The sequence below is a fragment of the Pseudoalteromonas sp. S1727 genome, from assembly GCF_005886375.1.
Taxonomy (GTDB): domain Bacteria; phylum Pseudomonadota; class Gammaproteobacteria; order Enterobacterales; family Alteromonadaceae; genus Pseudoalteromonas; species Pseudoalteromonas haloplanktis.
This window is the reverse complement of the sequence record NZ_PNDT01000029.1, coordinates 24,281-31,442: the sequence shown is the minus strand read 5'-3', so window position 1 is coordinate 31,442 and position 7,162 is coordinate 24,281. Positions and strand designations below refer to the sequence as shown.

6 protein-coding genes are annotated in these 7,162 nt (G+C 43.2%); 5 read left to right on the top strand and 1 reads right to left on the bottom strand.

Going from position 1 to position 7,162, the window contains the following annotated elements; genetic code table 11:
• Window positions 1-165: 165 nt before the first annotated feature.
• Window positions 166-1,335 carry an FAD-dependent oxidoreductase gene (locus CWB85_RS09135; RefSeq protein ID WP_016707909.1) on the bottom strand — a complete coding sequence of 390 codons (1,170 nt, stop codon included), beginning with the start codon at window positions 1,333-1,335 and terminating at the stop codon, window positions 166-168.
• A 254-nt stretch (window positions 1,336-1,589) separates the two neighbouring features.
• Here CWB85_RS09135 and miaB point away from each other — a divergent pair, with 254 nt between their 5' ends.
• Genes miaB through lnt form a run of 5 tightly spaced genes read left to right on the top strand, consistent with a single transcriptional unit; the run spans window position 1,590 to window position 7,075 of the window.
• Window positions 1,590-3,035: a tRNA (N6-isopentenyl adenosine(37)-C2)-methylthiotransferase MiaB gene (gene miaB, locus CWB85_RS09130; protein WP_016707910.1), complete on the top strand. Its 1,446-nt coding sequence runs from the start codon at window positions 1,590-1,592 to the stop codon at window positions 3,033-3,035.
• A gap of 50 nt (window positions 3,036-3,085) precedes the next feature.
• Window positions 3,086-4,147, top strand: coding sequence for a PhoH family protein (locus CWB85_RS09125; protein ID WP_016707911.1), 1,062 nt, complete (start codon window positions 3,086-3,088; stop codon window positions 4,145-4,147).
• Window positions 4,148-4,151: 4 nt separating this feature from the next.
• Window positions 4,152-4,610, top strand: a complete 459-nt coding sequence (gene ybeY / locus CWB85_RS09120) for an rRNA maturation RNase YbeY (RefSeq protein ID WP_016707912.1) — start codon at window positions 4,152-4,154, stop codon at window positions 4,608-4,610.
• Between the two features lie 22 nt (window positions 4,611-4,632).
• Window positions 4,633-5,514 (top strand): CNNM family magnesium/cobalt transport protein CorC, encoded by an 882-nt coding sequence (gene corC / locus CWB85_RS09115; RefSeq protein WP_016707913.1) that lies wholly within the window; start codon window positions 4,633-4,635, stop codon window positions 5,512-5,514.
• Window positions 5,483-7,075 carry an apolipoprotein N-acyltransferase gene (gene lnt / locus CWB85_RS09110; protein ID WP_138554688.1) on the top strand — a complete coding sequence of 531 codons (1,593 nt, stop codon included), beginning with the start codon at window positions 5,483-5,485 and terminating at the stop codon, window positions 7,073-7,075. Before corC ends, lnt begins: the two co-directional genes overlap by 32 nt.
• The last annotated feature ends 87 nt before the right edge of the window (window positions 7,076-7,162 follow it).

The following is a 7,162-nucleotide window of genomic DNA, read 5'->3' as shown; positions in this document are numbered from 1 at the left end:
TTTTATACCAATCGTGTTAAGTTACTGACCATTTATAGCGACAGATAAATGGAGTGATAACAAGGCATAAATTTTGACATGTAGTTGTTCTACATGAAAAATTTATAACGCAGTTAGCGCTTTATTTAGCCCGCTAGAATGGTTAAATATTTAAGTCGATTGGTATTAGCCTACTTTGCCACTAATTGCATACTTTAATACCCAGTTTTTTACCAGTCCGGTGTTATTTGCCATTTTTAAAAAGCGACTACGCGCCCATTGTAATGGTGTCACTTGGTTGGAGAAACCAAAATAACACGCATCCATCATGCTCATCATTAATAAGTTTGCTTTACGGCGTGTATGCTCATACTGTTGCAAATGTTGTGAAGCACCGATATCGTCAGCATTATTGAGTTTATCAGCAAGCGCGACAACATCTTGAAAACCTAAGTTAACACCCTGCCCTGCAAGCGGGTTAATAGTGTGTGCTGCATCACCAACAAGCACTATACGCCCTTGTGAGTAATGGTTTGCATGTTGACGTGCCAAAGGAAAAACAGCATGTTCAATCACCTCAAAATCTCCTACAAGCGGGGGAAAGTTATCTAGGACTTGCTGTTTCAACTCTGCAGCAGGTAGTTTTTTTAAACCCTGTAATTTGCTGCTATCGTCATACCAAATAAGATTAGCGTATGGTGCCTGCATAGGTAAAAATGCAACGGGGCCGGTGGGCTTAAATTGCTGCCACGTTTTTACTTGTTGTGGAGCATCAAGTTTAATAAGCACGCCCATACAATGTTGGCCATACTGCCAACCTGTAACACCAATACCCGCTTTTTGGCGCAACATTGATTGCCCACCATCGGCTGCAACGACTAAGTCAGCACAAAACTGTTGTTCTGCGTAATGTAATGTTACTTGTTGATCATCTTGTTCAATCGCGGATAACGGGTGGCTAATCTCAAGCACCTCAATATCATGCGCTGGAAACTGTTGCCAGAGACTTGCTTGGATTAAGTTATTTTCAATTAAATGACCTAAATGAGTGGTATTAATATCAAGACAATCAAACAACAAACTATCACCCGAACGTTCAAATGCTTCGAGCTGTTGATAAGGTGCGTGACGATGCGCACGCAATGTAGCCATGGCACCGAGTTCATCTAATAAATTTTCTGAAAAACGATTAATTGCCGATACGCGAATATCAACTTTGTCGCTAGCAAGAACCTCAGCGGCATTAATTACGCGCTGCTCAATCACCTTTACTTGGCATCCTTGTTTTGCAAGCTTTACTGCAGTAGCTGCACCGACCATCCCGCCGCCGACAACAATAACCTTATTTTTCATCATTTTTACATCACTAATCTGGCTATTTTCAGTGTGTTTGATTGTATCGTACTTCTATTTGCAAGTGCGAGTGAGTTTCATCGTAATCGGCTATTAAAGGCGCTTTGTTTGACATCAATCCACAAACATAAAAACTATACTTGGATCTGGGCGGGTATCCAGCTAAAATACGCGTCCTTTAAGTAAGCGAACGTGCCACTTATCCTGTTTAGCGCGCTATCGTGCCACTACCGAATTGAAAACGAGGCTATATTTCAATGAGTAAAAAGCTGCATATTAAAACCTGGGGTTGTCAGATGAATGAGTACGACTCTCAGAAAATGGCGGATCTCCTCGATGCAACCAACGGCTATCAGTTAACCGAAGAAGCTGAGGATGCCGATGTCATCCTACTCAATACCTGTTCAATTCGCGAAAAAGCACAGGAAAAAGTATTTCATCAACTAGGTCGTTGGAAATTATTGAAAGATGATAAACCCGATCTGATCATTGGTGTTGGCGGCTGTGTTGCATCGCAAGAAGGTGATTCTATTCGCCAACGTGCGCCATTTGTAGACGTGATTTTTGGCCCGCAAACTCTACACCGCTTACCTGAAATGATCAAACAAGTACAAGGCAATAAAGGCAGCTCTGTGGTTGATATTTCATTCCCAGAGATTGAAAAATTTGATCGCTTACCAGAACCAAAAGCTGATGGCCCAACAGCCTTCGTTTCAATTATGGAAGGCTGCTCAAAATACTGCACATTCTGCGTGGTGCCTTACACCCGTGGTGAAGAAGTTAGCCGCCCGCTTGATGATGTTTTACTTGAAGTTGCTCAGCTTGCGGAACAAGGTGTTCGTGAAGTTAACCTACTAGGGCAGAACGTGAATGCTTATCGCGGTGAAACCCATGATGGTGAAATTTGTTATTTCTCTGACCTGATTCGTTATGTAGCAGCTATTGATGGTATTGACCGCATTCGTTACACCACATCACACCCTGTAGAGTTTACTCCTGATATCATCGACGCTTATGCTGATGTGCCTGAGCTTGTAGATCATTTACATTTACCAGTACAAAGTGGTTCAGATCGCATTTTGAATTTAATGAAGCGCGGCCATACTGCACTTGAGTACAAATCTACAATTCGTAAGTTACGTAAAATTCGTCCTAACTTAAGCATGTCGTCTGATTTTATCATAGGTTTCCCTGGCGAAAGCAAAATGGACTTTGAAGCCACCATGAACCTGATTAACGATATCGGTTTTGATATGAGCTTTAGCTTTATCTACAGCGCTCGCCCTGGCACCCCAGCGGCGGATTTACCTGACGATGTAAGCGAACAAGAAAAGAAAGAACGTTTATATCTGTTACAAAATCGTATTACCCAAATGGCTCAGCAAATTAGCCGCCAAATGTTTAATACTGAGCAACGTATCTTAGTTGAAGGGCCATCGAAGAAAAACCCGATGGAGTTACGTGGTCGAACTGAAAACAACCGTGTAGTAAACTTTATTGGCCCGCACACTGTGATCGGTCAGTTTGTTGATGTACGTATCACTGAAGCACTACCAAACTCTTTACGTGGTGACTTAATTCGTACAGAATCGCAAATGAACTTACGCCGCGCGGTTGCTCCTGCTGATATTTTGAGTAAAGCAGCACAGCCTGAACCACAAGCAACGCCAAATGAGATTGGTGTCGCTACATTCGTTCCGTAGGCGACACTTACTGTGCCAGCCTTGCTGGCACATAAAAATAGGAAGTAATTTTGAGTAATCAATTAAAAAAATTAGAGATTTATTTAGAACCCTCCGACAACAAACGTCTTTCATCTTTATGTGGCCCGTTTGACGAAAACATCAAGCACATTGAGCGCCGTTTAGGTGTTGAAATTACTCATCGCGACAACTATTTTAAAATCACCGGAAAAACCACCTGCGCGTTTGCCGCAATGGAAATTCTCAAAGACTTATACGTCGAGACTCAGCCGATTCGTGGTGTTATTACTGAAATTGAAGCTAATACAGTACACCTTGCTATCAGTGAATCAAATGCCCTTGAGCAAGATGAACTGAACGCTTATGGCAAAGAAGTTATGATCAAAACTCGCCGTGGTGTAATTAAACCGCGTAACGATAACCAAGGTCACTACGTATCTAATATCTTCCGTCACGATATCACTTTTGGTATCGGGCCTGCTGGTACAGGTAAAACTTACCTTGCTGTTGCCGCGGCCGTTGATGCATTAGAGCGCCAAGAAATACGCCGGATTTTATTGACCCGTCCTGCCGTTGAAGCGGGTGAACGACTGGGCTTTCTACCCGGTGATTTAAGTCAAAAAATCGATCCTTATCTGCGCCCCTTGTACGATGCATTGTTTGAAATGCTCGGCTTTGAAAAAGTTGAAAAACTACTCGAACAAAATGTAATTGAAGTTGCACCACTTGCCTTTATGCGTGGTCGCACACTAAACGACGCTTTTATTATTTTAGATGAAAGCCAAAACACCACGGTTGAACAGATGAAAATGTTCTTAACGCGGATTGGCTTTAATTCAAAAGCAGTGATCACCGGTGATATAACACAGGTTGACTTGCCGCGCGGTGCGCGGTCAGGGCTTCGTCACGCTATAGAAGTACTGAGTGATGTAGATGAAATAAGCTTTAACTTTTTTCAATCTCAAGACGTGGTACGCCACCCTGTGGTAGCGCGTATTGTTGAAGCGTATGAGCGCAACGATGAAGCAGAGCGACAAAAGCGCGCTGAAAAACAACGCGCTAAAGATTTGCTCGCTAATCAAGAGCAAACGCAAGCTGCGACTAAAGAGTAATAACGTGAACACTGAATTAGATTTACAAATAGCCTGTGAGTTTGACAACTTACCTAGCCTTGAGCAATTTGCACTATGGGCAAACAAAGCTCTGAGTCAATACCGTGATGAGTCAGAGTTGAGCATCGTCATTGCCGATGAGGCGCAAAGTCAACAACTCAATAATGACTACCGTGGTAAAAATAAGCCAACCAATGTGTTGTCGTTTGAATTCGAAGCGCCAGCAGGAATCGAATTGCCCTTAGTTGGCGATTTAGTGATATGTCCAGCCATTGTATTAGCTGAGTCAATAGAGCAAGAAAAGTCATTTCATGACCACTTTGCCCATATGGTGATCCACGGATGCTTGCATTTACTTGGATTTGACCATATAAAGGAGGAAGATGCGAAAGAGATGGAAAGCATTGAAAAGCAATTGCTTGCCGAGTTAGGCATAGCAGACCCATATCGGGACGATATTTAAATTTACGGAGCAAATAGACGCAATGAGCGACGATAACTCGCAGACTAGCCAGGGTTCTTCTGGCAAGACCTGGTTGGGTAGAATTACCCAAATGTTGCAAGGGGAACCCCAGAATAGAGAAGAGCTGGCTGAAGTAATTGCCGATGCGCAAGTTCGGGATGTCATTGATCCTGAAACCAAAGAGATGATCGAAGGTGTGCTCGGTGTGTCAGAGTTAAAAGTGCGAGACATCATGATCCCGCGCTCACAAATGATCACTCTCGAAGTAGACGCACCACTGGAGGAACTCATTCCAATGATGGTCGATTCAACACATTCACGTTTTCCTGTGGTATGTGAAGATAAGGACCACATTGAAGGCATTCTACTGGCAAAAGATCTACTACCACTTATTCTTAACAAAGATGAACTACTGCCGTCATTACGTAATTATTTACGCCCAGCAGTCGTTGTCCCAGAGAGTAAGCGTGTCGATACACTACTGAATGAATTTCGCCAACAGCGCTATCACATGGCATTAGTTATTGACGAGTACGGCGGTGTGTCAGGCTTAGTGACAATCGAAGATATACTTGAGCTTATCGTCGGTGAAATTGAAGATGAACACGACGAAGAAGATCAACAAGATATTCGTCAAGTTGCAAAACACGTGTTCGTTGTTCAAGCCCTTACACCCGTTGATGATTTTAACGAATACTTTAAAACCGGCTACAGCACACAAGAAGCAGATACCATAGGCGGTACTGTACTGCACGCCTTTGGTCACATGCCAAGTCGTGGTGAGCTTATTGAGATTGATGGCTTTCAATTTAAAGTAACTAATGCTGATAATCGCCGATTATTGCAATTACAAGTTACTGTGCCAAAGGCTGATGATAACGACAGTGAAGACATTTCTGACTAACTGCCTGAATTTAGCAAAAGACAAAAAAGCATGGCTCGCACTGGTTGCGGGCCTTCTTTTAACTTTCAGCTATGCTCCTTTTGAGGCTTGGCCCCTCACCTTTGCCTGCTTAGCACTGGCAATTTACACCACTCAAACGACAAAACCTAAACCACAATATGGTAAGTTAGCCAGCAAACGTGCCACTAAATATGGTTTTATATTTGGCCTTGGCTGGTTTGGCGCAGGCATAAGCTGGGTGCATGTTTCAATTGCCACCTTTGGCGGTATGCCATTGATTGCCTCAATATTACTAATGGTGTTGTTATGCGCTTATCTCGCCATTTACCCTGCACTGGCCTTTATGTTTGCCACACGCTTTGCCAGCAGCCCTAATAGCTATGGTTTATTGTTACTCAGCGGTTTTGCCATCACCGAGTATTTGCGTGGCGTGGTAATGACCGGTTTCCCTTGGCTAAGCTTTGGTTATACGCAAACCGATAGCCCATTAAATCAACTTGCCCCAGTGATTGGTGAATTTGGCTTAACCCTTGTTTGTATCGCTATTGGCTTTGCGCTCTACCGCCTGCTGTTTACTCGTGACTTCAAAGCAGCAGTAGCCAGTTTAGTGGCTCTCGCTTTATTGTTTAGTATTACTCATTATACGCGAACTAACAGCTACAGTAACAAGACCATTAGTACCTTATTGGTACAAGGCAATATCAAACAACACCTGCGTTTTGACCCGAGTGAATTTTGGACCACGATGAGTAAGTACCAAGATATGACTCGCCCGCATTGGGATGCAGACTTAATCGTTTGGCCAGAAGCCGCCGTGCCGGAAATAGAAGCCCTTGCAGATAGCTATTTAGCAGGCTTAGATAGCGCAGCTTCATTTAACAACACCGCTCTCATTACTGGTATAGTTGACTATCAACGCGACACTAAAGCTATCTTCAACACCTTGATTGTAGTTGGTAATAAAGAGCACGACGACGAGCATGGCCATTATCAATACCTAGGTAAAAACCGTTACCAAAAACACCAATTACTGCCTATTGGTGAGTTTGTGCCGTTTGAAGATATATTACGTCCTATCGCTCCCTTATTTGATTTGCCCATGTCATCATTTTCTCGCGGTGACCAAGTACAAAATAACTTACGTGCTAATGGCTTAAATATCTTACCGGCCATTTGCTATGAAATAGCTTTTGCTGATTTAGTGCGTGGTAATTACCACAATGATTCAGATATTTTATTTACCGTCAGTAACGATGCCTGGTTTGGTGCCTCCCACGGCCCTCACCAACATATGCAAATAGCCCGCATGCGCGCCCTTGAATTACAACGCCCGCTAATACGTGTTACAAACAATGGTATCAGCGGTGTCTACGACCCAATCAGTCAAACTCAAGTCAGCATGCCACAGTTTGAAGCCGATACCTTAAAAGTGAACGTTAAGCTCATTCAAGGCGACAGCATCTATAGTCAATATGGTAATCTGCCAGTGTGGCTAGTCGTGGTGTTAATGGGAGTTGTGGGGATGATTGCAAGGCTCAAGGTCAAAGATGAAAGGAACTAGAGGTTTCATCGAGCAATTTCTTATAAATATACCTACTATAAAATGCGCGGGGTAAACCCGAGCCTACGCGGATTTACCATTTGTAGC